At 37.5% G+C, this 25807-nt stretch carries 15 protein-coding genes and 1 tRNA gene; 4 read left to right on the top strand and 12 right to left on the bottom strand.

The annotated features are described in order from the left end of the window. The first annotated feature begins 131 nt into the window (after positions 1-131). Entirely contained in the window at positions 132-1292 is a 1161-nt protein-coding gene (devC, locus tag AC012T_RS09665) for an ABC transporter permease DevC (RefSeq protein ID WP_487065205.1), read from the top strand. 15 nt (positions 1293-1307) lie between these two features. Here the strand turns inward: devC and AC012T_RS09660 are convergent, their stop codons facing one another. After that, positions 1308-4124, bottom strand: a complete 2817-nt coding sequence (locus AC012T_RS09660) for a CHAT domain-containing protein (protein WP_487065203.1) — start codon at positions 4122-4124, stop codon at positions 1308-1310. On the opposite strand from AC012T_RS09660, the gene AC012T_RS09655 reads away from it, so the two are divergent. After that, on the top strand, positions 4103-4600 hold the full coding sequence (locus AC012T_RS09655; protein WP_487065201.1) for a hypothetical protein: 498 nt from the start codon (positions 4103-4105) through the stop codon (positions 4598-4600). The two genes, AC012T_RS09660 and AC012T_RS09655, sit on opposite strands and share 22 nt — an antisense overlap. 174 nt (positions 4601-4774) lie before the next feature. Here AC012T_RS09655 and AC012T_RS09650 read toward each other — a convergent pair whose 3' ends face one another. From AC012T_RS09650 to AC012T_RS09625, 6 genes are all read right to left on the bottom strand, one after another. Further along, on the bottom strand, positions 4775-5548 hold the full coding sequence (locus AC012T_RS09650; RefSeq protein WP_487065199.1) for a Coq4 family protein: 774 nt from the start codon (positions 5546-5548) through the stop codon (positions 4775-4777). 107 nt (positions 5549-5655) lie between these two features. Beyond that, on the bottom strand, positions 5656-6288 hold the full coding sequence (locus AC012T_RS09645) for a Crp/Fnr family transcriptional regulator (RefSeq protein ID WP_487065197.1): 633 nt from the start codon (positions 6286-6288) through the stop codon (positions 5656-5658). 368 nt (positions 6289-6656) lie between these two features. Beyond that, positions 6657-9314, bottom strand: a complete 2658-nt coding sequence (locus AC012T_RS09640; protein WP_487065195.1) for a CHAT domain-containing protein — start codon at positions 9312-9314, stop codon at positions 6657-6659. 82 nt (positions 9315-9396) lie between these two features. Next, positions 9397-13014, bottom strand: coding sequence for a CHAT domain-containing tetratricopeptide repeat protein (locus AC012T_RS09635; protein ID WP_487065193.1), 3618 nt, complete (start codon positions 13012-13014; stop codon positions 9397-9399). Between the two features lie 393 nt (positions 13015-13407). Beyond that, on the bottom strand, positions 13408-15321 hold the full coding sequence (locus AC012T_RS09630) for a transketolase (RefSeq protein WP_487065191.1): 1914 nt from the start codon (positions 15319-15321) through the stop codon (positions 13408-13410). A gap of 314 nt (positions 15322-15635) precedes the next feature. Continuing rightward, the gene (locus tag AC012T_RS09625; protein ID WP_487065189.1) at positions 15636-16100 is read right to left on the bottom strand and encodes a GNAT family N-acetyltransferase; all 465 of its coding nucleotides are present in this window, start codon (positions 16098-16100) and stop codon (positions 15636-15638) included. Between the two features lie 29 nt (positions 16101-16129). Here AC012T_RS09625 and AC012T_RS09620 point away from each other — a divergent pair, with 29 nt between their 5' ends. Continuing rightward, positions 16130-16357 carry a hypothetical protein gene (locus AC012T_RS09620; RefSeq protein WP_487065187.1) on the top strand — a complete coding sequence of 76 codons (228 nt, stop codon included), beginning with the start codon at positions 16130-16132 and terminating at the stop codon, positions 16355-16357. Between the two features lie 456 nt (positions 16358-16813). Next, positions 16814-17602: a DUF4231 domain-containing protein gene (locus AC012T_RS09615; RefSeq protein WP_487065185.1), complete on the top strand. Its 789-nt coding sequence runs from the start codon at positions 16814-16816 to the stop codon at positions 17600-17602. Positions 17603-17993: 391 nt separating this feature from the next. Here the strand turns inward: AC012T_RS09615 and AC012T_RS09610 are convergent, their stop codons facing one another. The 5 genes from AC012T_RS09610 to AC012T_RS09590 all read right to left on the bottom strand — a co-directional run bounded on the left by AC012T_RS09610 (position 17994) and on the right by AC012T_RS09590 (position 25731). Beyond that, a complete protein-coding gene (locus AC012T_RS09610) occupies positions 17994-20963 on the bottom strand; it encodes a hybrid sensor histidine kinase/response regulator (RefSeq protein ID WP_487065183.1) in 2970 nt (989 codons plus the stop codon). Positions 20964-21020: 57 nt separating this feature from the next. Continuing rightward, entirely contained in the window at positions 21021-23273 is a 2253-nt protein-coding gene (locus AC012T_RS09605) for a methyl-accepting chemotaxis protein (RefSeq protein WP_487065181.1), read from the bottom strand. A gap of 65 nt (positions 23274-23338) precedes the next feature. After that, a complete protein-coding gene (locus AC012T_RS09600; RefSeq protein ID WP_487065179.1) occupies positions 23339-23836 on the bottom strand; it encodes a chemotaxis protein CheW in 498 nt (165 codons plus the stop codon). Between the two features lie 53 nt (positions 23837-23889). Continuing rightward, positions 23890-24927, bottom strand: a complete 1038-nt coding sequence (locus AC012T_RS09595) for a response regulator (RefSeq protein WP_487065177.1) — start codon at positions 24925-24927, stop codon at positions 23890-23892. A gap of 722 nt (positions 24928-25649) precedes the next feature. Continuing rightward, positions 25650-25731, bottom strand: a tRNA-Leu gene (locus AC012T_RS09590). Between the last annotated feature and the right edge of the window lie 76 nt (positions 25732-25807).

Below are 25807 nucleotides of genomic sequence, written 5' to 3'. Positions count from 1 at the left end.
CAGAGTTTCGCTGAGGTAAACGCAGAGTGACGCAGAGTTTTTATTGGAGTTTTTACTTTGAATTTTGTTATCTATGAAGTCGAGATATTAGCCGTTTTTAGTATAAATAATAATTCGTGATTAGAAAAAATATGTGGAAACGCAAAATACCATTAGCATGGTTACAGTTGTCAAGAGAAAAATCCCGAATGTTAGTTGCTATTGCTGGTATTGCTTTTGCAGATGTATTAATGTTTTTACAACTTGGTATTCGTGAAGCTTTATTTGATGGTGCAGTACAACTACATAACAGTTTAGAAGGAGAAATTGTTTTAGTTAGTTCTCGCTATAAATCCTTAATTTCACTAGATCAATTTTCTCAAAGGAGATTATATCAAACATTAGGTTTTACAGGTGTAAAATCTGTAAGTCCTATTTATTTAGGTTCTCTTCCCTGGAAAAATCCTGACAATCAACAAACTTGGAATATTTATGCTATTGGCTTTAATCCAGAAGAAAAAGTAGTAAATCTAGCTGGAGTTAAAGAGAATTCAAACAAATTAAGAGAGGCAGATACTATTTTATTTGATCGTGGTTCTCGTCAAGAATTTGGTACTATTGCTTCCCAAATTCAAACTAATAATACTGTCATTACAGAATTAAACAATCGTCAAGTTAATGTTGTGGGTTTATTCCGTTTAGGTACTTCTTTTGGTATAAATGGAAATATCATCACCAGTGATGTCAATTTTCTGCGTTTATTTGGAAAAAAGAGAGAGAGAGGATTAATTGATTTTGGACTAATTAAGTTAGAAACTGGAGCGAATTTAGATTGGGTAATAGCCAATTTAAAAGCCAAACTCCCGAATGATGTACAGGTTATTTCTAAACAGGAGTTTATGGCTAGGGAAAAAAGCTTTTGGAATACTAGCACACCTGTAGGATTTACCTTTACATTAGGTGCAATAATTGGCTTTATGGTTGGTGCGGTAATTGTGTATCAAATTCTCTATAGTGATGTTTCTGATCATTTACCTGAATATGCAACTTTGAAAGCAATAGGTTTTAAAAATAGCTATTTAATTGTTGTGGTATTTCAAGAAGCATTAATTTTAGCAGCTATTGGTTTTATTCCTGGAATTACTATTGCTCAAGGTTTATATATGATTACCAAACAGGCAACTCTGTTACCAATCATGATGACTTTAGAAAGAGCAATTTTGATATTTATGCTCACAACATTAATGTGTTCTATTTCGGCATTCATAGCTATGCAAAAATTACAATCTGCTGATCCTGCTGATATTTTTTAGGTGAATTCTTACTAATCATTGCCACTCACCTTGTAACATAAATGCAGCCCAGTAAAATGGGGAATTCCATTTTTGTTCTTGCCACATTTCAATTTGTGCTTGACGCAATGCCGCTGCGGGTTTTAAATTTTCTTGTAACATCTTTTGGTAAAATTTCTGCATTAATATGGAAGTTCCTTCATCATCTACACTCCATAAACTCATGATTACACGGGGACTACCTGCATACATAAATCCTGTTGTTAATCCTACTAATCCTTCTCCACGAATATTTTCACCTAAACCTGTTTGACAAGCACTAAGTACAACTAATTCCACGGGTAGATAGAGGTTATAAAAATCAATTAGTCGCAAAAAGCCATTTTGGGGTTTACCTTGTTCGTCAAACAGTGATAAGACTACCCCAGATAATTCTGGCCTTTGATTATTGATGATTCCGTGAGTTGCAAAATGAAGAATTTGATATTGACTGAGTTGGCTACTGGTAACGAAATCACGGTTAGCAGCAAAACCTAAAACTTGCAATCGCTGATCTTCAGGTACTAATTCTAAAATTTTGTCTGCTTCTTTGCGGGTAAAATACAGACGATCAAATTTCACACTATAATTATTGACGGCTCTGTTTAAAGCTAGGGTATTTATATTATTAATTGGTGATAGTTGGGGAAGTGGAGTTTGTTTAACTGTGAGGCGTTCGTCAGATTGACTAAATACGGGATCTGCAATTACAGCTAGTTTTTTGGGAGGTAATTTACGTCCTTGGTGTTCACGTCGAATGATGGCGAGTGTGGAAGCTGAGGGGAGAGAGATAATTTCGTGTTTGAGTAGTAATGGTTCATATTTGCTGCTTGTGGTTAGCGCCCCAAATGGTAGATACTGTAATGCACCATCGCTAACGATGACTAGGCGTTTGTGTTGTGATATTGTCGCAGCTGGGGGTAGAAGTATTTGCGTTAATGGTGTTGCGGCTTTCGCTATTTGGACAAAGCTATTTCTCTGACTGGGTGCGGTTAAAGCTACGGAAAATTTCTGGGCTGCGGCTTCGATTTCGATACGTTTGGGTAGTTCATAAGTGGAGATATTGGTTTTGCTAATTACCCAAAGATAACTGCGTTTTTCTCCTAGAAAGTATTGCAATAGCAAAGTATCTTTGTCTAATACTTGCTGCTGAATTTCTGTTAGTGTCAGGGGTTGGGGCTGAGTTAAGGCGGCATAGCGCGGACTGCTAGTGCGAATTTGTGCTTTTAGTTCTCTGTATTGATCTATAAGTGCAGCAATTTCTGTTTCTATGACTTGGATTTGTTGTTGGGTGTGTTGACTATTGAGTAAATCTAGCCGCTGTTGTTCGAGAGTATCAAATTTTTTTCGTAGGTTGCTTTCTGCTGCGAGTAGGTTTGGATCTATGCCTTGGCGGATATCGACTTTGGCTTCTGTCAGCAATTCTAATAGACTGCGGGCGCGGGTGCTTTCACTGGCTTGGAGTGCGATCGCATCATAACCTTTTGTTGGTTGCTGTTTGTGCAGTTGCATCAATAAGTCAATATAGAAGGCATAAACCTTGTGCTGTGTGGCAAAGTAGAAAGCACGTAAAACTTTACTGGCGATGTTGGTACGTAAATCTTCAATAATCTGGATTGCGGCTTCAATTTGGATCAGTGCTGCTTGCAAGTTACCGCGATCGCGTTCTAAATCTGCAATCTTAACAAGAGTATTAGCCTCACCCTCTTTATCCCCTACTGCTTGTCTCAAGGGTAGCGCCTGTTGATAGTACGCCATTGCCTTGTTGTCATCTCCTAAATTGGCATAAACTTTGCCCATGCCAGTCAAGGTAATCGCTTTGCCAGTGGTATCGCCTACTGCCTCTCTCAAAAACAATGCCTGCTGATAGTATTCTAATGCCTTGCTGTTATTTCCTAAATTTGAGTAAGTTAAGGCAATATTATTCAGAGTAGCGGCTTCACTGCCTCTGTTACCTGTTTGTTTGGTAATAGGTAAAGCCTGCTCAAAAAAAGCCAATGCTTTCTGTTTTTCTCCTAAATAACTGTGAACCCTACCAATGTAATTGAGAGTAGCAGCTTCACCATCTTGATTATTTGTTTGCTGCATGAGAGGTAATGCCTGGTGGTAGTATTCCAGTGCTTTCTTTTTCTCTCCCAGGTATGAATAAACTAAACCAATATTATTAATAGTTATGGCTTCGCCTCTTTTATCACCCGCAGCTTTTCTGAGAGGTAATGCCTGATGGTAGTATTCTAATGCTTTTTGTTTATCTCCTAAATGAGAGTAGATTTTACCAATGTTATTGAGAACAGTAGCTTCATCTTTTTTATTATTTATTTTCTGGATGAGAATTAGTGCTTGATTTAAAAATGTCAGTGCCTCATATTCTTCTCCCAATAAGTTGTAAACTCTGCCAATTTGACTGATGGTTCTAGCCTCACCTTCTTTATTACCCAATTTTTGCATCAGAGATAGCGCCTGTTTTAACAATTCAAGTGCTTTGTGCTTTTCTCCTAAATCAGAATAAACTAAGCCGATATTGTAGAGGGTTTCAGCTTCGTTTTTGGTGTCACCTATTTGTTGCCATAACTTTAAGACTGTTTGCCATTTCTCAATTGCCTGTCGTCGTGATTCTGCTGTGCCTTGCCATTCAAGTTGTAACCCCTCCTGATCAGCTTTTTTAGCCGCAGCACGTTTTGCATCTAGGGATGTTGTTTCTGCTATGGGCTGATATTCAGCAATTGCTAATCCAGGGTAGGAAAACAAAAGTATGCCCATTAAGAATGCGAGAGTACGATGATCGCTAAAAAATGAGAGAACTAGTTTTGGCATTGAATTATACTAAATCTCTAACAATTTCTGCATACTCAATCTTTCAGCTTCTTGGGGAGATTTTCCAGATTATAAATCATGACGTAAGACGTAAGGAGTCAGAAGTCAGAAGTCAGGAGTCAGGAGTCAGGAGTCAGGAGTCAGGAGTCAGGAGTCAGGAGTCAGGAGTCAGGAGTCAGGAGTCAGGAGTTCGGAGTCAGGAGTCAGGAGAAAGAAGGAAGAAAGAAGGAGTCAGGAGTCAGGAGTCAGGAGTCAGGAGTCAGGAGTCAGGAGTCAGGAGTCAGGAGTCAGGAGTCAGGAGTCAGGAGTCAGGAGTCAGGAGTCAGGAGTCAGGAGTCAGGAGTCAGGAGTTCGGAGTCAGGAGTCAGGAGAAAGAAGGAAGAAAGAAGGAGTCAGGAGTCAGGAGAAAGAAGGAAGAAGGAAGAAAGAAGGAAGAAAGGAGAAAGAATAGACCTCTTGAATCTTCCAATGATTGAGTCTTGCGAGCGCGTGTTCCAGTTCATCTGGTGATAGCACAGCGCAATGTACCAATTGATTACCAATCATACAATTTATGTCTCCAATCGATTTATCAAAATTGCGTCAAACTTGAAGGGCATCTAAGCCTGTTGGATGCCCTTCAAAGCCTGATCAACGGAAAGATTATGTCCTTAACAGTCGACTAATGGGCGCTGCGCTGCGAGGGTGGGGGCGATCGCATCCCGCAGATAAGGACGGCTATACCAACTCCAGAGTCCTTCGGTCACTGGCACAATGTTTAATTCGGCACGCCACTCGTCTAGAGGACGTTCCAGTCCTTCTTCAAACTTCACCGGAAACAAGGGTGTAGCTTGCCGTGCAATGCGGATGCCTTGAGAAACCAGGTCAAACTTATATTCCAGAGGAGAATCGATGCCTTCTGATGCTTGATTAGCCATAAACGTTAGCAACGAACCAACCAAATCAATGAACGTGAATGCGGGATAGCCAATTTGCCCAACCGTCACTGAAATCACTCCCAGTTCACCGTAGTCATCAAAGCTAAAGCCCGTCAAAATATGATGCAGGTCATGAGTTTTGCGAACGCGATGGGTAATGTAATCGGCATCTGATTCAATTTTTCGGAGGCGATAGAACTGTAGATCATAGTTCATGGCACTGAGTACCCGACCATAAATCCAACCCAATGAGCCTTCCGGCAGCTTCAGCAAGGTTTCCAGATCAAACTCTGGGCCTATATAACGCTCATCAACTAATTGTGCTGAGGCTGGATTTTGGCGGACAACCTGCAAACATTTTTTCATTTGCTCACTACCAGTCAAAGCATCCTCAATATCGAAGATGTTTTGCGTGTCAAATCTCCCCCCAGCAACCATATCAACTAAAGACAGCAGTTTATCAACATTTTCAGGAGTTGCTAGTTCATTGATATATTTGAATCCCATGATTTTTACCTCGCGGTGCGTTGTTTGTTTTCGACAACTGCATCCTACGGTGACTCCACAAGTAAGCAACAGGGGATTTTTTTGATATATGTCAAATTTGATATTGATCAAATTTCCTGGGCTAGATGACGGCGGCGTTGCTGATTTCGATATCTGGCGCGGATACGACTGAGGGTTTCTTGGGTTATTCCCAAATAGGAGGCAAGATGTCCTAGCTTGACGCGCTCAAGGATATCAGGGTGTCTCTGAACAAGATCCTCATATCGTTCAAAAGCGGTTTGAGTTTTCATTAGAAAAGCCCATTCTGCTAACTCAATATAATAATTTTCTATCAATAATCGTCCAATCTTATTCCATGCAGGGTCGTTGTCGTAAAGATATTGCAACCCCTCATAAGTTGTCACAAAAAACTGGCAATTTGAAACTGATTTAATATTTTCTTTACTTGGTTTTCTCGAAATAAAGCTATGAGGTGAGTAAATAAAATCATCTTCAAATGCAAACCTTGACGTGATCTCCTTGTCTTCAACATAGTAAAATTTCCGAACTACCCCTTTAACCAGAAAATACAAATAGTTTGATATTTCACCTGACTTCAGGAGTTGATAGTCTTTTGGGAACTCCTGGTACTTGAAAAATGTACGAACATTTTCCTGCTGTTGTTTACTGAGTATGACTACTCGATCTAAAACTTGAAATAGCTTTTCGTATTGATCAATTTCTGGCTGCATTTGCATCATGTATAATCCTGGCTGAGAAAAGTTTTGATTGCAGGTCTGAGCGATTAGTATTGCAGGTCGCTACACTTACGAAGAAAATATGGGGAATATAGTAGAACCTATAAAAACAGATTGTAGCCTTGTGAACAGTGTGTCATATCCATGAAAAATAAGGGTTTTAGGTCGTTTAGGCGATGATTTTGACTTTTGTTTGCGAACCAACTGGTGGCAAAAGTATTCTACAGTCAAGGAGATTCCAAGTGAAAGACGGAGTATTTTTTCATCATCAAAAAGTAATTCGGCAAGAGGTCTAATATTTTTTTCTTCTATTAAGAGTTCCCTGCTATCTCAAAAATTCTGTATCCTGAATCCTTACATCATGACTATTATCATCGCCATTCACCCTGTAAGGTAAAAGCAGCCCAATAATCAGGTTTATAAAAACGCTCATCCTGTAACATCTCAATCTGTGCTTGTCTTAATGCCGCAGAGGGTTTCAAACCATCTTTGAGCATTTTTTGATAGAATTTTTCCATCAGTACCGAAGTCCCCTCATCATCGACATTCCACAAACTCATCACCACGCGAGGACTACCTGCATATATAAAACCAGTTGTTAAACCAACTAATCCTTCTCCTTTGATTTCCTCACCTAAACCAGTTTGACAAGCACTCAAAACTACCAAATCTGCTGATAGGTTTAAATTGAAAATATCATGCAAACGTAAAAAGCCATTTTCTGGTTTACCTTTATCATTAAATAGGGATAAGACTAAACCGGATAACTCCGGTTGTTTACTGTCGATAATACCGTGAGTAGCAAAATGAATTATTCGATATAAGCTGAGTTGGGGATTTGTTACAAAATCACGATTAGCAGAAAAATCATAAGCTTGTAAACTTTGATTTTTAGGAACCAACTTTAAAATTTTTTCTGCTTCTTTGCGGGTAAATGGTAAACGGTTAAATTTGATGTCTGTATTACCTACGGCTCTTTTTAAAGCCACATTTTCTAAATTGTCTGTGTTTGGTTTTGTTGGTTTTCCTTTATTAATAAAACGTTGATCATCAGTTGTAAATACCGGATCTGCTAACATTGCTAAACTTTTCAGTGCGGTTTTTCGTCCTTTTTGTTCAGTGCGAAGCAGTGCGACTGTAGAAGCTGATGGTAAAGTGACAATTTCGTGATTGATTATTAATGGTTGATATTCCTGGCTATTGGGTATTGATAAAGCTGTAAAGGGTAAATATTGCAAAGCCCCATCACCAACGATAACTAATCTTTTATTACCTAACTTTGCTGCGACTGGTTCTATTAAGATTTTTGTTAATTGTGCAGATGCTTTAACGATTGTTTTTTTATTTGATGAAGGTTTGACAATTTCATTACGGAAGTTTTTAACTAAGGTTTCTATTTCGCTACTTCTAGGAAGTTCATAACTTGTCATTCCTCTTTTAGTAATTGCCCACAGATAACTCTTTTCTTCACCTAGAGAATATTCTAAAAGTATGGTGTTTTCATCTAAAACTCGCTGTTGAATTTGTGCCAATGTCAATGGTTGTGGTTGAGTAATAGCAGCATAACGAGGGCTGTTAATACGGATTTTTGTTTGAATGTCTTGATATTGGTCTAAAAGTTTAGCAGTTTGTGTTTCTAAAGCTCGTTTTTGTTCTGGTGTGTATTTACCACTGAGTAATTGAATACGGTGTTTTTCATGATTATCAAGTTGTTGTTGTATATTCCGTTCTGCTTGCAGTAATTTGGCATCTACACCAGTACGAATATCGGCATTAGCTTCTGTAATGAGTTCTAACAAACTACGGGCGCGGGCGCTTTCGCTGGCTTGCAGTGCGATCGCATCGTATCCTTTTGATGGTTGCTGTTGGTGTAGCTGCATCAATAGGTCGATGTAGAATTTGTAATAACTTTGGACAGTGGCAAAGTAAGAAGTGCGTAATTCTAGACTAGTGATTTTAGTGCGTAATTCTTCAATAATATTGATGGCATACTGCATCTGCTGAAAAGCTTCAGCGAGGTTCCCTTGGCTACGTTGTAGATACGCAAGGTTACGGTTGGTATTGGCTTCCCCGACTCTATCTCCTACTGACCTATACATAAGCAATGCTTGGTTGTAGAATGTCAATGCTTTCTGCTTTTCTCCTAAATCGAAATAGACTAAGCCAATGTTTTTGAGATTAGTGGCTTCCATACCTCTATTTCCTACTGCCCTTAATATAGGAAATGCTTGGTTGTAGAATGTCAATGCTTTCTGCTTTTCTCCCAAGTCGGAATAGACTAAGCCAATGTTGCTGAGTGTAGTGGCTTCCATACTTTTATTTCCCACTACCTTGAATATGGGTAATGCTTGGTTATAGAAATCTAATGCTTTCTGCTTTTCTCCCAAGTCGGAATAGACTAAGCCAATGTTGTTGAGGGTAGTGGCTTCCATGCTTCTATTTCCCACTGCCCTTAATATTCCCAAGTCGGAATGGACTAAACCCATGACACTCAGGATACTGTTTTCCATAATTCTGTTACCCACTACCCTTAATATGGGCAATGCTTGGTTATAGAAATCTAATGCTTTCTGTTTTTCTCCCAAGTCGGAGTGGACTAAGCCCATGACAGTAAGGAGACTAGCTTCCCCACCTTTATCCCCTACCTCCCTAAATATGGGTAATGCTTGGTTGTAGAACTCCAATGCTTTCTGCTTTTCTCCCAGGGACGAGTAGATATAGCCCATATAAGCAAGAGATAAGGCTTCTAACCCTTTTTCACCAGCTTGACTATATAGTATGACTGCTTGTTGAAATTTTGTAATTGCTTGTTTTAATGATTCTACTGAGCTTATCTGATACAGTTTGTCTGCCTCTGCAAAGGCTTTGTCAGCAGAAATTTTGAAATTTGATGATGTTGTCTGTGTTTGTTGGGCTATCTTGACAGACTTATAGCCAGTAGTTGCGACACCAGGAGAGGACAATAAAAATGTACAAACCAAGAAAGAAAGAGAAAAATGATTTAAACAGAACAGAGATAGTTTTAGCATTTGTCATAAATGTTTTCATAATTTTATCCAAAAACCCTAGAAATCTATGTTTAATTTTAATTGATTTAGGCTTTTTGATTTATTATCTCCACTCTCCCTGTAAGGTAAAAGCAGCCCAATAATCAGGTTTATAAAAACGCTCATCCTGTAACATCTCAATCTGCGCTTGTCTCAATGCCTCAGAGGGTTTTAAGCCACCTGTAAGCATTTTTTGATAAAATTTCCGCATTAGTAATGATGTGGCTTGATCATCGACATTCCACAAACTGACTACAACTCTAGGACTACCTGCATACATAAATCCCCTTGTTAATCCTACCAATCCTTCTCCTTTGATTTCCTGTCCTAAACCTGTTTGACAAGCACTCAAAACTACTAATTCTGCTGATAGGTTCAGGTTGAATATATCGTGAAGACGTAAAAAACCATTTTGCGGTTTTCCTTGATGATCAAATAGAGATAAAACGATTCCTGATAATTCTGGTTGTTCGCTGTTAAGAATTCCGTGAGTTGCAAAGTGTAAAATCCGATATTGGCTTAGTTGTGTATTGGTAACAAATTCTCGATTAGCCGCAAAATCATAAGCTTGTAATTTTTGATTTTCTGGAACTAATTCTAAAATTTTTTGGGCTTCTTGGCGGGTAAAAGGTAATCTTTGAAATTTAATAGCTGTATTGAGTGTGGCTCTTTTTAATGCTAGGGTATTTAAGTTGTTATTTTCTTGATTTTTGGGTAATTGTCTATCAATATTGAACCGTTCATCATCTTTTGTAAATACTGGATCTGCTAAGAGTGCTAAGGTTTTGGTTGCAGTTTTCTTTGTTTGTTGTTCCCGTCTCAGTAGTGCAACTGTAGAGGCTGATGGTAAGGTGATAATTTCGTGATTGAGAATTAATGGTTGATATTCTTGGGTATTTGGTGTGGTTAAAGCTGCAAATGGTATATACTGTAAAGCACCATCACCTACTATAACTAAGCGTTTTTTTCCTAATTGTTGGGCTATGGGTGTTAACAATATTTGTGTTAAAGATGTCGCTGCTTTAGCTATTGTTTTTTTATTTGATGTAGGTTTAACAATTTCGTTACGGAAGTTTTTAACTAGGATTTCTATTTCTGCACTTTGAGGAAGTTCATAACTAGAAATACTTGTTTTTGTAATTGCCCAAAGATAACTGCGTTCTTCACCAAGGGAGTATTCTAAAAGTAAGGTGTTTTCATCTAATACTTGCTGTTGAATTTCTTTGAGTGTTAATGGCTGGGGTTGGGTGAGGGCTGCGTAACGGGGGCTGGTGGCGCGGATTTTTGCTTGGATTTGGCGATATTGTTCTAATAGGTTGGTTGTTTCTTGTTGGAATGCCTGTTCTTGTTTGGTGCTGTCAGGTTTGCTTGATATTTCAATGCGGCGTTTTTCTAAAGCATCAAGTTGTTGTTGGAGGTTGCGTTCTTGGCTGAGGAGTTGGGGATCTACGCCTTGGCGGATGTCTGCATTGGCTTCGTTGAGGATTTCTAATAAACTCCGGGCGCGGGCGCGTTCGCTGGCTTGGAGTGCGATCGCATTATAACCTTTTGCTGGTTGTTGCTTGTGCAGTTGCATCAACAGGTCGATGTAAAATTGGTAATATTTCTGGACTGTGGCAAAGTAGGATGTGCGTAAGTCTTGGCTGGTGACTTTGGTGCGGATGCTTTCGACTATTTGTATGGTTTTTTCAATGGGGGTAATGGCAGCTGCTAAATTGCCTCGATTGCGCTCTGTGAGGGCGATGTTGTACAGTGTATCAGCTTCTCCGGTGCGATCGCCCAATTTTTGTCTGAGTTGCAATTCCTGATGATAAGTCTCAATCGCTGGTTGATACTGTTTTAATGAATTGTAAGTTTTAGCGATATTACCAAATATATTAGCTTGTGCCGCAGGATAACCCAATTTTTCAAATCTAGATAAAGCCTGACGCGAAGCTTCTAGGGCTTTTTGATCATCTCCTGACGCTAAATAAATTCTCCCCAAATAAGCTAAAGCTGTGGCTTCACTAAAACCATTTTTTCTTTGCCGTGATGCAATCAAGATTTTGTTAGCAGCATCTAAGGCTTGGGGATAATTTTTTAATTCTTCATGCACTCTAATTATCCCTGTTGTTATCGCTAATTCTTGGTTAATATCTGCCAATTTTTGGGATATTTCCAATCCTTGGCTATAATATTTTAATGCTGAATTATAATCTTTTAATTCTTTATAAACATCTCCAATATTATTCATAGTTTGAGCTAAACCACTGAAATCATCCATTTTTTTAAACTTCGTTAATGCTTGATTTAAAGTTTCAATACTCAATTGATAATTGCCTAAATATTGATATGTTTTAGCAATATATCTCAGGGTTTTTGCTTCTTCTAGCAAATTTTGTGTTTGTCGCTGAATTGTCAATGCTTGGTTATAAAAATCAATTGCTTTTTGATATTCACCAATTGATTGATAAACATCTGCAAGAGATGTGAGAGTTCCAGCTTCTTCAGGATTTTTGCTTTTACGTTGTAGTTCTAATGCTTGATTTAGGACATCAAGTGCTTTTTGCTGTTGACCAGTTTGTCGGTAAATCAGACTAATATTATATAAAATTTTGGCTTCAAAGGATTCTGGCTGTAAAGTAGGGTTGGTAATTTGTTTAAGTAGAGAACGTGCATTTTCAAACGCATTTAAAGATTTGCTGTATTCATAAAAAGTTAGATAAGTTCCAGCTATACTAGAAAGAATAGTTGATTGTTGTAATAAATTCAATTGTAAATCTAGCCCAGAAAGGTTTTTCTGTGTAGTTTTCTGTATTTCTAAAGCTTGATTTAAGGAATTAACACTTAGTTCTGTTTGACCAGCATAACCATATAATAAACCCAACATTCCCAGATTTTTAGCTTGTCCAGATAAGTCTTTTAGTTGACGACGAATTTCTAAAGACTGATTTAAATAGTTAATGCTTTGTTTGATTTCTAATAAATTTGCATAGGTTGTAGCAATGCTTTCTAATGTATCTGCTTCTCTAGATCTATCATTATTAGCCCGCTGAATTTCTAACTGTTGATTATAATATTCCAACGCTTTGTTTGTATCTCCAATACTTGCATAAGTTTTGGCAATAGCATTGAGTACAAAAATAATATAGTCTTGATTTTTCTCAGCTTTAAGAATAGAGAGGGATTGCTGATAAAATTCAATAGCTTTTTGTTTTTCACCTAATTTAACGTAGATATTAGCAATAAACAAAAGAATAGTAGATTGTCCTTGGCTATCTTGTATATTTCGTCTAATAGCTAATGCTTGATGATAATATTCTAAGGATTTAGGAATTTGGTTTAAATCAAAATAAATTCCTCCTAGTCCTACAAGTGTGGCTGCTTCCGAAGAACTTACTCCCAACGTTCGCCAAATTTTGAGTGCGGCTTCATATTTAGTGATTGCTTGCTGAAATGATTCTGCTGTTCCTTGTTGTTGCAGTTTTCCGGCTTCTACAAATAATTGTTTTGCTTGTGCAATAGCTGCTTGCTGTGCTGGAGTGAAAGTTTGCTGCTGGGCTATTGATAGTGCAGGATTAATGTTGATATTTTTGACAGATGCGATTGCTGTCAGAGGATTTGATAATAATATAGCGATTGCGCCAAGCGCAGTGCTGGAAGCGATCGCTAAAACTTGACGACATTTTCTCCCCTGCACCATTACACCACCTTTAATTGGTAATATCGGTCATCAGTGGTAAATGCTAAGTGGAGTCAAGCTTTTTGTCAATATCATTTAAGAGGTTGTTTGAAAAGTATTAGCTAAAACCAATAATCTCCAGAAGCCTTCCCTACCAGGGAATGGGTGTTGGGGGGATCTTCACAAGGGTAGGTTTTTAATATTGTCTGTGAAGGTAAGAGTGGGAAGACAAGGAGGGAACGTAGACAAGGAAGATTTTCTCCGCAAATACGAAACATACATATTGTTGTATGGTTTTCCTCCCTTGTCACCTTGTCCACCTTGTCTGCCAAGTCTTGCCCTCACGAGAATGTAAAAAACTACACCCGTCAGTTCGGGGGATCTCGATTAATTCTGATACTTTTCAAATATTCTCTAAGATACTCCCACCAGTTGTCTAACTTGCAATTTCACAGTTTCCACAATGGCATCAGCATCAATTCTAGCCGCATGGAGTAGTTCTTCTGGTGTACCGGAAGTGGGCATATCTCGAACAGCGAGTTTAATAATTTGCAGTTGCGAACCTTTGTAAGGATGAGTGCTACTATTACCGGCAAAGGCATCCAACACAGCGTCACCTAAACCACCTTCTAGCCAATGGTCTTCTACAACTACTAAGTTACCGTTAGTATCTTTTGCCGCTTGACGTAATGTTTGCACATCAATGGGTTTAACGGAATAGGCATCAATCACGCGGACTTTGATCCCTTCATTTTTCAATCTATCGTAGGCTTTAAGGGCTTCATGGAGGGTAATACCTGCACCAATAACGGTGGCTTGATCTTCGTGGGAACGGTGGAGAGTTTTGCTACCACCAATGGGAAATGTTTCTTCACTGCTATAAATTACAGGTGTGCTTTCTCTGGTAGTGCGAAGATAAACTATGCCAGTGCGATCGCTTCGCTCGCCGTAGGCATCGCTCATCTGTGCTACTAGTTTAGCAGTTTGATTAGCATCACTAGGATACAACACAGTACTATTCCACACAGCGCGAAAAGCAGCTAAATCTTCTAATCCCATTTGGGAAGCACCATCTTGACCAATGGAGACACCAGCATGGGAACCAACTAAATTAATGTTGGCACGAGATACAGCCGCCATGCGAACAAAGTCATAAGCACGAGTTAAAAACGCTGCGAAGGTGGAAGCAAAAGGTTTGTATTTTCTTACCTGCAAGCCTACCGCAGCGGCAATCATTTGCTGTTCAGCAATGTACATCTCAAAGTAGCGTTCAGGAAAGGCTTCAGCAAAATCTTCAGCATATGTGGAATTACTCACCTCAGCATCAAGGACAACTACATCAGGTTGTGATGTTCCCAAAGCTAATAAAGCATCACCATAAGCGCGACGGGTAGCAACTTTCTGATCTTGTTTATATGTGGGCAGTTGTAAAGGTTGAGGTACTCCTAATGCAGCAGGTTGGCTTTGTGATTCTGGTTTATCAACAGTGATAGTAATGTGACGTTCTCCACCCAATTCGGCAATAGCTTGTTGTTCTTGTTCTGCTTTCAACGCTTTACCATGCCAACCACCTATATCTTCTAAAGCCTTTACACCTTTACCTTTTTTTGTCTTCGCAATAATCACTGTAGGTCGGTCATTTACAGCCACAGCAGCACTAAACGCTTGATCAATTTCTGTTAAGTTGTGACCATCAATTTCTATAGCTTGCCAGCCAAAAGCCTTGGCACGATTAGCATAAGCTTGTGTATTCCAGCCTAATTCAGTTTGTCCACGTTGACCAAGGCGATTGACATCAATAATCGCAATTAAATTATCTAAACTATAGTGAGAGGCATGATCAAAAGCTTCCCAAATCGAACCTTCAGCCGTTTCACTATCCCCCAATAATACCCAAACGTTGTAGGGTAATTGGTCTAAATATTTACCTGCTAAAGCCACTCCCACACCAATGGGTAAGCCTTGTCCTAGAGAACCTGTAGCTACATCCACCCAAGGGAAAACAGGGGTAGGATGACCTTCTAAGCGACTACCAAGCTGGCGTAGAGATAGTAATTCTTGGTCAGAAATTACGCCTGCTGCTTTATACATCGAATACAGCAACGGTGCAGCGTGTCCTTTAGAGAGAATAAAGCGATCGTTATTAGGATTATCTGGGTGATCGAAATCGTAGCAGAGATATTTAGATAATAAAACAGCCATTAAATCAGCAGGAGACATAGAAGATGTAGGATGACCAGAACCGGCGGCAGTCGTAGCGCGAATACTATCAACACGCAACTGTTGGGCTAATTCCTGCCATTGATGTAGCTGTTCTTGGGTGGTCATAATGGTAGTTTCCTAAATAGAATTTCCTAAATAGAAATTGAAGTTATTGACAATGATTAAACAGTAACTTTGTAGATAAAATATAGAAAAAGATAAATTCTATATTTGTTTGGATTTACTATATATAATTAAGTTTATAAAAGCTTCTTGCTAATGGAATAAACAATTGATATATCTTTGGTAAGATGACAATTAGTTTATACAGAATTTTACATATTCTTATATTTTCTATTAGAGTGTTCCCAGCAATAAAATATCCAGTCATGTTGTACCTCACTCAACTGATAACCGCGATATTTTATTTCTCAATTGAATTATTCAATAGTTTTTTCCATCACAAAATTAATAAATAACTGTCCTCGACATTCTACTTCTTGTTCTTTTACTACAATAAAGTTTTTACTCATAAAAAAAGGCTTGGCTGTGATACTAGCTTCTGTAAATAACTTGGTTATTCCCAAAAATTTAGCCTGTAACTCGATACCATCTAAAATTTTTGTGCCAACTCCTTGCCTTTGAAAAGCATGATGACAATAGAAACAATCAATATGTCCATTTTTTTCTAAATTACTAAACCCAATAATTTGGTTATTCTCTTCTACAACATAAGTAAAACTATTACTCAAACGATTAATCCACATTTCGACATCTAACTTAGCTGAAGCCCAAGCTTCTACTTGTTTATCACTATAATCACGAATGTTTATATTATGAACAGTGTCATTAAACAAATTTATAATTTCTGCTGTATCTTCTATTTGAAAATTTCTCAATTTCATAAAATATCTCCATCAAAAGGTAATTGGTTATGACAAAAAGTACTAATAAAAATATTCAAGAAATACCTTCTGAACAAACACCAGGTAAGGACTTATTAATAGCGAAAGGTTGGCAGAAAGAACAATATATAGGTATTACGATTCTTTTTATATGCTTCATTGCCCTAGTCGGATTTTTTAGTCGTAGAGTTGAATATGCTTTAATCTTTGCCTTGACTCTGAGCATCATTTTAATTGTTTTCTTCCTCAGTGTTTAAAATTTGAGTACCGCATATAGAAAATAAACGAACCGCAGAGACGCAGAGGACGCAGAGGCAGACAAAAGAGGGGTGTATGCCTGCGGCACGTTACACGTACACATCTTATTTTAGGATCGCTATAGATACTCATTAGACATAGGAGTGAAAAAGATTGTAGAGCCGAGAATCCCTACCCAGGTCACGTCTCTACTAGGGTTTCAAGTCACGCACATTAATTCTCGAAGATGTCTATTGAATTTTAATAAATTTTAACTTTCTCATCTTCTTCAGATTAACTCTAGGTGCTGCCATTCCAAAAATATATTTTTGTAAAGCTTTCAGTAAATTTAACTTGTATTTAATGCTACTTTCATGTAATATCGGGTTTGTTTGTGAAAATAACCACTTATCAGGCAAAAACTAATTTACAAATTGCCTGTAGGTCTAAATCTCTTTTTTTAGTCAGGTAAAAAAATGTTGTTGTTCTTAAAGCTGATTGATTATCTATTAGCAGCTGTTTTTATTAGTGCTGCAATTATTATTTATTTCGATTCTAGTAATCAACAATATGTAATAGTTGGAGCCGGAGCTTTAGCTGTTGCAATTTTTTTGTTTCTACTCAACAGAAACTCTGTAAACAATGCTCGTAAGGAAGCACAAAAGACTGAACTGGAAAAAAAAGCTGAAATTTATACATCTTTATTAACTCATAGTAATTCCTTGGAAAACAATACTATAATTCCCGCTAGAGCTAAAGCTTTGGAGTATTGTCAAGACTTAATTGATGATTACAGAGGCACTAGAAATTGGGCAAGAAATCTTTACTATATCTTGCAAATATCTACTGTTATTTTGTCTGGTGTCACACCAATTCTAGTTTTGGTAGATAAATTAGAAGCTGGACAATCTTGGCTGAAGTGGCTGCCAGTAATTTGTCCGGCACTTGCATCTATTGTTGCTAGTATTGTCACATCTTTTCCGTTTCAAAAAAATGCAGTTGCTGCTAACACAATTGTTGAGTTATTAGAAGCAGAACAAGAGAAATTTATCTTGGGAATTACCCCGGCTTATCGTTGTTATGATGTCACTGATGAAGCTGAACAACAACAACGGATTAGTCAATCTGTAGAACAATTTATTACCCAAGTAAATAACATTCACCTACAACAAGTACAACAAACTGAACAACAGGATAAAAAGAAAGAGGCTCCCCCCACGGAAGAATCTAGTTCTGAACCAACTAAAAACGAACAGCCTGCTTGAAACCGAATCTGATTTGGGTGATATCATAATTGTAAGCATATTGCCGTTAGGCTTATGCTTACCAAAAATTAAATACAATTACTATATAAATGATTCAATGTAAGAAATCAGGAGTCAGGAGTCAGGAGTCAGGAGAAAGAAGAATATTTTTCTCTTCTGTTAATAGTTCCCTGCTTTATCAAACATTCTCTATCCTGAATCCTTACATATAGTGTTTCCTCATTACATGAGGTACATCATAGCCCCCTCCCCGCAAGCGATGAGGGGGTTGGGGGTGGGGTTATTGTATTTCACTCAACAGAGAACCGCTATAGATAAAATTAGGATTTATGCAAAAAATCTCCTGTTCTTCTTTCTGACTCCTGACTCCTGACTCCCGAACCCCTACGATTCAATTATTAGCAGATCCAGTTTCTGCTATTCTAAAAATTATCTCTTCCAATGTTCTCAATAAATCTTGTTCATTATAAGGTTTAGAAAAATAAGCTCGCGCTCCTAATTGCATTGCTAATTGACGATGCTTGTTACTACTCCGAGAAGTTAACATGGCAACAGGAAGACTTTTTAAATCATCATGAGATTTGACGCGTTCTAGAAAGCTATAACCATCTAGACGCGGCATTTCAATATCACAAATTACAGCTTGCACTTTTAAACCACTTTCTAATTTTTCCCAAGCGTCTTGACCATCTTTAGCCTGTTCGACCTGATACCCTCCCTTTTCTAGGGTTAGAGCTAAATAACGACGGACATTAATTGAATCATCAACAATTAAAATCATGCCCTTTTGGTGGCTAGGTCTGACTAGAGGTTGATTTTTTTGTGGTTTGAGAAAAGCTGTTTTTAATTTCGTTGTGGGTAATTTATTACTTCTATGAGGACGTTGATTGCTAGTAATCCAAGATACTAATTCACTTGTATTGACTAGTGGCACTACCCGACCATCACCGAGAATTGTACAGTTACTAAAACCATCTGGTAAAGGTATGTTGCCTTCAACTTGGCGAATTGCGACTTCTTGTTCACCCCAGCAACGATCTATTTGTACGGCTACTGGTTGATGATCATTTTTAATAATTAAGACGCTACTGGCATTAATTCCCGTGGGACTTTCTATTTCTAAATTATTGTAATGGGAACAATTAAACTCAAAGTAATTCCCAAGACGCATTAAGGGTAGCATGGTATCTTGCCATTTGAGGAATTCTCTACCATCCATTGAAAAAACTTGATCATTTTCTAATAAAAATATTTCTGCAACCACATCTGTAGGAAATGCCAAAACCATTCGGTGGTTGATACCGCTACCCGTATCACTCTCTACTAATAAAACTCGTGCTACAGACAGTGTAAATGGTACTGATAATGTAAAAGTTGTACCAATTCCTGGCTGTGTATCAACTGTAATATCACCCCGCACAAGTTTGAGGTTATTTTGAACTATATCCATGCCCACACCACGGCCAGATAAAGCTGTGACTTGATCAGAAGTAGTAAAACCTGGCTCGAAAATCAGTGTTAGTAGTTCTTCTTCACTGGCAGTAGCTATTAATGCTGTATCTAAGCCCATAGCTAGAGCGCGCTGGCGAATTTTTTCTAGAGAAATGCCTCTACCATCATCGCTCATGGTAATGATTGTGCGATCGCTCCGATGATATCCTTTAATCTCTATCAATCCTTGTTCTGGCTTCCCTTGAGCGTTACGGGTAGCTGGATCTTCAATCCCATGATCGAATGCATTACGTAATAAGTGCATTAGTGGCTCATTCAAAGCCTCTAAAATGGTACGTTCAATTAAGGTTTTACCACCTTCAATCTTTAACTGCACATTTTTACCATACTCAACATTCAAATCACGGATTGCCCTCGGAAAACGCTCTACTAAATCAGATAAAGGACGCATTCGCACTTGCGTTAATTTTCTCTGCGCTTGCTTAGATGTTTTATTCAACTTCCGGGCAATTTGATCTGTATCATCAACACTGAGTTGAATATCACTCGTAACTTCTGCTACCTGAACAATTGTTTCCATCACATCCTGAGATAGCAGGTTTAATTTTTGATAGCGATCTATTTCTAAACCTTTTACCTCAGAATCTTGCACCTCTTCCCCCGAAGTTAATACTCCAGCAGAGACACTTTGGGTCATAATTTTCTCATATGCCGAACGCACTTCTTGATGTTCTTGATCAAGAATTTGCACTCGTTGGCTCAGTCCTAATACCAGTTTGCGTAATCTTTCTAATTGGGAATTTAATCCATTTCGCTGAATAATTATTTCTCCAAATAAATCATTAATTTCTTCTAATTGTTTACTCGGAACTCGGACTGTATTCTCATAAATTTCCTTATCTTTAGAAACACCAACTATTTCGCTTTTGCGTTCAATATGTTTATAATCTATAGAGGCAATTTCTTGAGTAAATACTATATTAGGTTCGGGAAACTCAACAGCATTAATTTCTGGTGGTAATTCTACTTTTAAAGAGGTTAAATCAGGAATTAAGTCCTCTGCAATCAGAGGATTTTCATGTATTTTTACTTGTACAGGCTCAATAATCTGTTCTTGGATATCACTAACAACTACTTCATTTAACTTAATTTCTGTTGGTAAGCTATGGTGTTGATTTGTCAGGACTAAAGCTTGTGATCTTCTCCATGCTTGCAATGCTAATTGAGCAATTTCTAAAAAACGCTGAGGTTGAGTTTCTAAATAATTAGTAACTGATTCACAAAGCTGAGTAAAAGCAGGTAACTGAAGCATTTCTCCCAACCCACCCAACTCAGCAGCCATAACTCCTACTTCTGACTGTAACTTAGTTGTTGAACTATTTGTCAATAAAGATTCTAAATTCTGCAAACACTCTTCGACTTCCGTTTCAAACAGTAGGGGAATAATTTCTTGTCCATCTTCTGGTGATAGCATGGTTGTGATATCTTCTGGAGAAGGATCACCTAAACGATCATGCAGCTCATCAAAAATTGGATAACAAAAAGTTCTTAACCATTTATCCTCTGGAGATTTTTTTTCTGACAATAACTCTACAATCTGCCGTAGCCAGTCAACTCCCGATAATAACAAACTCTGCAAATGAGTATCAATTTCTAGCGATTTCTTGCGAGTTTTGAGAACCTTGAAAGAATCTTCTAATCGGTGCGCTAAATTACTCAACAACCTAAACCCCATCATCGCTGCACCACCTTTAATAGAATGGGCAGCCCGCATGGCAGCATTAATTTTATCTAAATCAATATGTTTACTAGTATCAATTTCCAGTAAAATACTTTCTAATGTATTTAAATAATCAGTTGCTTCCTCTAAAAATTGCATCTGAATTTCAAGCTCTTTATCATTAGTCATAAATCATTAGTCCTTAGTCGTCGGTTATTAATTATTAGCCAAGAACAAATTACTTAATCAATTGAGTTTAAAATTCTCAATATTCTTTTGTAAGTTTTGAAAAATCTCCATGTTTTTTTGTAAAACCTCACCAATTTGCTCGGTAGAATCACCCCTAAGTTGTGAAGTTTCAGCGATATTTTGCATCAATTGTCTCACAATTTGCGATGTTTCTAATTGCAAACCAGAAGCCATAGAAATTGATTTTACTAAAATATCTACTTGTTGAGAGACATCTAAAATTTCACTCAAACTTTGCTTGGCATCGGCGACAATTTGTGTACTCTCAATTACTTGATTATTTCCCACTTCCATCGCTTGCATAACTTCATTGGTATCTCGTTTAATTTTCTCGACAATTTGCTCAATTTCTTGGGTTGCAGCCGCACTGCGAGCTGCTAATTCTCCTACTTCTTCAGCTACAACAGCAAAACCTTGACCTTCTTCTCCGGCACGCGCGGCTTCAATTCCTGCATTAATTGCTAATAAGTTAGTTTGCATAGCAATTTGATTAATTAAAGAAACCACGCGGGAAATTTGTTGAGAAGATTCTCCCAAACGCCGAACTTTATTAGCAGTTTCACCTACGGTTTCTTGCAAAGACAGAATATTTTGTACTGTCAAATCCATTGCTTTTCCACTTTTGGTAGCGGTGTAGTGAGCATGATTAGCAATAGTAGTAATTTCTTGAGCGCCATCTACTAAAGCTTGCATAGAAATGGTCATTTGGTCAACTGCTACTAAGGTGCGGTTAATATCATCAGCTTGTGTAATTGCTGCTTGTGTTAAGTCCCGAATAGCATTTTGATTCGAGCCAAGGGAAGTATTTACTTGACTAGCAGCCTGTTGTACTTGGGTAACAATATCGCGGAGGTTTTCTAAAATTAAATTGAAAACATTGGCAATAGTCCCAACTTCCCCAGTTATTACATCAGCGTGTGCTGTCAAATCTCCTTTAGTGACACTTTCTACTTGGCTGAGTAAATTGAGAAGTTGCAAATGTAGCGTATCTTGTTGTTGCCATTCCTGCTCATTTGTAGATTCTCTACTCACTTTGATATCTTGTTCTTTAGTTGCAGCGGCTAATTCATTATTTTGTTGATTTACCAACCCAATTTTGATTTCATTTTCAATTCCAGTTTCTACTCCTGCTGATGCTGGGGAATTTGGCTTTGTTATGCCCTGAGCTAACCAAGCTGCAAGCAATGCAAACAATAATGCTACTAGTGCGGTTCTCTGAGTAACCAGCATTAAAAATTGTCTTTGCGGCTCAAAAGCGATCGCAGCATTTTTAGCCAAAATTAACTGCCAATTCAGATCAGGTAAACCTGCTAGTTTTTTTAATGGCACATAACTGACTAGTTCTGGCTGTTGTTTAATAGTCTGAATTCCTGTAAAACTATCAACATTTTGGATATCCTGCGGGTTAGCTAAACCAGGATATATTACTGTAGCGGCTTGACCTAATAAATCCGGCTTGAGACTGAGAAAAAACTTTCCCCTAGCATCGACTAAATAATATTCATCACTATCAGATACATAGTTTTTAACTGTTTCTACTAACAATTTTATGGGTACACGTGTGCGGACTACAGCAATAGTTTTTTGTGTTGCTAGATCTTGAATCGGTGCAGCAACATAAATAACCACTTCCTTATTTTTTAATGTTTCTGGTTGGCTAATAACAGGAGAATTATTTTGTAGAACCTCTTGAAAATATTGCAGATTTTTTTCCTGAGTACTAGTTCCACCTTTAGATTGAATAATCACTTTTCCATTCAGGTCAAAAACCGCCACATGGTCATAGGCTTTATAAGCTGTAATAAAGCGGTTTAGCACTGCTTGCTGTTCAGGAATACTCGTACTTTTACTAACTTGAGCGTTGATTAAAAATGGGAGAGTTGAGAGAACTTGAATATCTCCATATTTTGCCAACATAAAACGGTTAATAGTGTTACTTAAGCTCAAGGCTTGAGCTTCCTGATTGCTGACAATTTGCTTACTAATGGATTTACTACCGAAATTATAAGCCATCATGCCCAGTCCGAATACTGGTAAGGTGCCGAGTGCGATCGCTAAAATTACCGATTTCGTTCTTAATGTCAGTCGCTGTAAATACCTCACTGCATGATTTCCAGGGTAATTTCTAGTCGTGTTGACATGAGACTGGCTAACCATTTCTATTCTATGATCAGTAACTTTCGATGATGCTCTCAGAGATGCTTTTTTTTGAGTATCACCACTCTGAGCAGTATCAGTTTTATTAAACATAAAATTAATTTCCCTAAATTTATGTAATAATATCAGCAAAGACTGATTTTTATTACCTTGTTCAATTAATCACTCCGAGCATTAGCATAATTTACAATATTCTGTGCATCTAAGACCAGCAATATTTCTTCTTTTTGCTCAACGCAGCCACACAAATAAGGTACTAAACTAGTGGCCACTTGTCCCACAGGAGAGTGAATATCATCAGCCATAAATTTAGCTGTACCTTTTATTTCTTGGACAACTAAACCTAAAAGCATTGATTCTACCTTAACAACAATAATGTTGTACTGTCGAAGATGATAATCTATTCCTTCTAAATTGAACATTTTTGGCAGATCAATTACCCAAATAATGCGACTACGCCAATTCATTAATCCTAAGATAAATGTAGGCATATTAGGCATAGAAGTCACAGACTCTACAGGGATAATAATCGCTTCTTGGGTATGATCAATTGATAAAACAGCAGTAGTTTGTTGATTGAGTTTAAATTTAAGATAGCTATCTGCTAAAGAATTTTTACCTGGTTGATAATAAAGGGTTAAATTGGAATTTGTCATTGATTTAATTCAACAAAACTTACATTTGTTTTTCTTCGGTGGTAATTGCTAAATTAACCGATATGCTTAGATACCATTTTCAGCAAATCTTCTCTAGTAAAAGGCTTGGTTAAATAGCCTGAAGCTCTGACAATTTTAGCCTTTGCTTTATCAACAAACCCTGTTCTCCCAGTCACCATAATAATGGGAGTATTTTTAAAACTTGAATGTCTCCGTAATAATGAACATAGTTCATAACCATCTAAATTCGGCATTTCTACATCTAGCAAAATCAAGTCTGGCTTACTTCTAATAATTTGCATTAAAGCTTTAATCGGATCATTAATCATGACCACAGAAAATCTCTGTTCATCTAAAAAATGTTGAATAGAATTTAACACTGTTTGACTATCATCAATACAAGCAATTGTATATAACTTCGCCTGAGAATTTGATTGCAAATCGTTGTCTAATTTTTCTTCATAAAGAGGTGATTTTGCGGATTTTTCTCCTAGTTGTTTTTTATGTTTAATCTGAGTACCAAAATTGCTAACCGATGAAATGGTATTTTGAATATTTTGCCGATATTTTAATGGTTTTTGACAGTGTTCAACTATTAATTGCAAATCCAAGTGACAGAACTTTGGTAATTCATGTAAGTAATTATCGGCATTAAGTTGATAGTTACCTTCTTTTAAACCAAGAAATGATTCCAGTACTTCTTGAGCCAATTCTTCTATCAATATTCCCGCTTGTGCAGAGGTAATATAGTTTTGTTCTACTAGCCAGCAAATAGCATGATAATCCGCGTTTGCTATCAATTTATTTTTGGACTTGGGTGCTGACATCAATCCCATCTGTTCATAAGTTACACTGTTGAAACTAGGAATTTGCTGATTTAAGCGTTGTAAATGAATCTCAAGGCGCTCAAATAGTTGATCCGAATAAGTAGCATAAGTTAGTTTACCCCCTTCTAAGTATATTGACCAGGATACTATATCTGTAAATACACTTAAACAACCCGTTACTTTTCTAGTACTTAATTGTGCCAACAGGGATAAGGGATGTAGTTTATGGAACAACCTGTAACTACCTAGAGGTGCTGTCGTCATTTTGCTTTTACTTCACCTAAATTCAATACTTGTGATTTTAATTCGCATCATACATCACAATTAAAATCAAGTATAAAACATCAAATAGTTTGTAGTCCTCAATACAAGGTCTGATATTCTAGTTTGTAGTAAAACTCAACAATAACAGTGTTAATTTAAAGATGATCAAATCTTCAATAATTTCTAAGTTGTCATTAATTTACTTACTGATACTGCGATTATCCGGTATTTTTGTGTAATTACACAAAAAGCGTCAATACCATATTATATGAAGTTCGTTTAAATACTTATTTTTATCCCAAGTTTATAGATGGTAGGACTACAGCTGCATGTCACACCAAAAATCTATTAGACATCTCCAGTAATTAAATGTGCGTGCCTTGAAAACCTTGTAGAGACGTTACACCGGAGCGTCTACAATCATTTTCACGCTCTTGTCTATTGTAGGGTGTGGTTCGGCAAGCTCACCAACCACGTCAGACTGCATAAATCTAGTAAGTAAACAGATTTTTGATATCTGACGCACCTTCCCAATGTGCTATTTGCTTAAGTCCTGGATGGGAAAGCTGTTGATTAAGTTCTCTGTTATGGGTAATTAAAATTTTTATCCATGTTTTGTTGCGATTCGTTTAAACGAAAATACAAAATTTCAATATCCTATGAATTTCCCTCTCAACTAAGTAGGGAAAGACCAAAGGAAAAATATATTTCTTTTCTATAAGTGCGGATAAAAGGACTTGAACCTTCACTCCTTTCGGAACTAGAACCTAAATCTAGCGCGTCTGCCAATTTCGCCATATCCGCATCAGTATTTAATAATAGCATAACAAATTATGGGTGGCAAGGGGTAATTGGGAATTGGTGATTAGTAAAACTCTGA

The sequence above is a fragment of the Anabaena sp. EIM26 genome (assembly GCF_057568715.1).
This window is presented reverse-complemented; position numbering and strand designations above follow the sequence as displayed.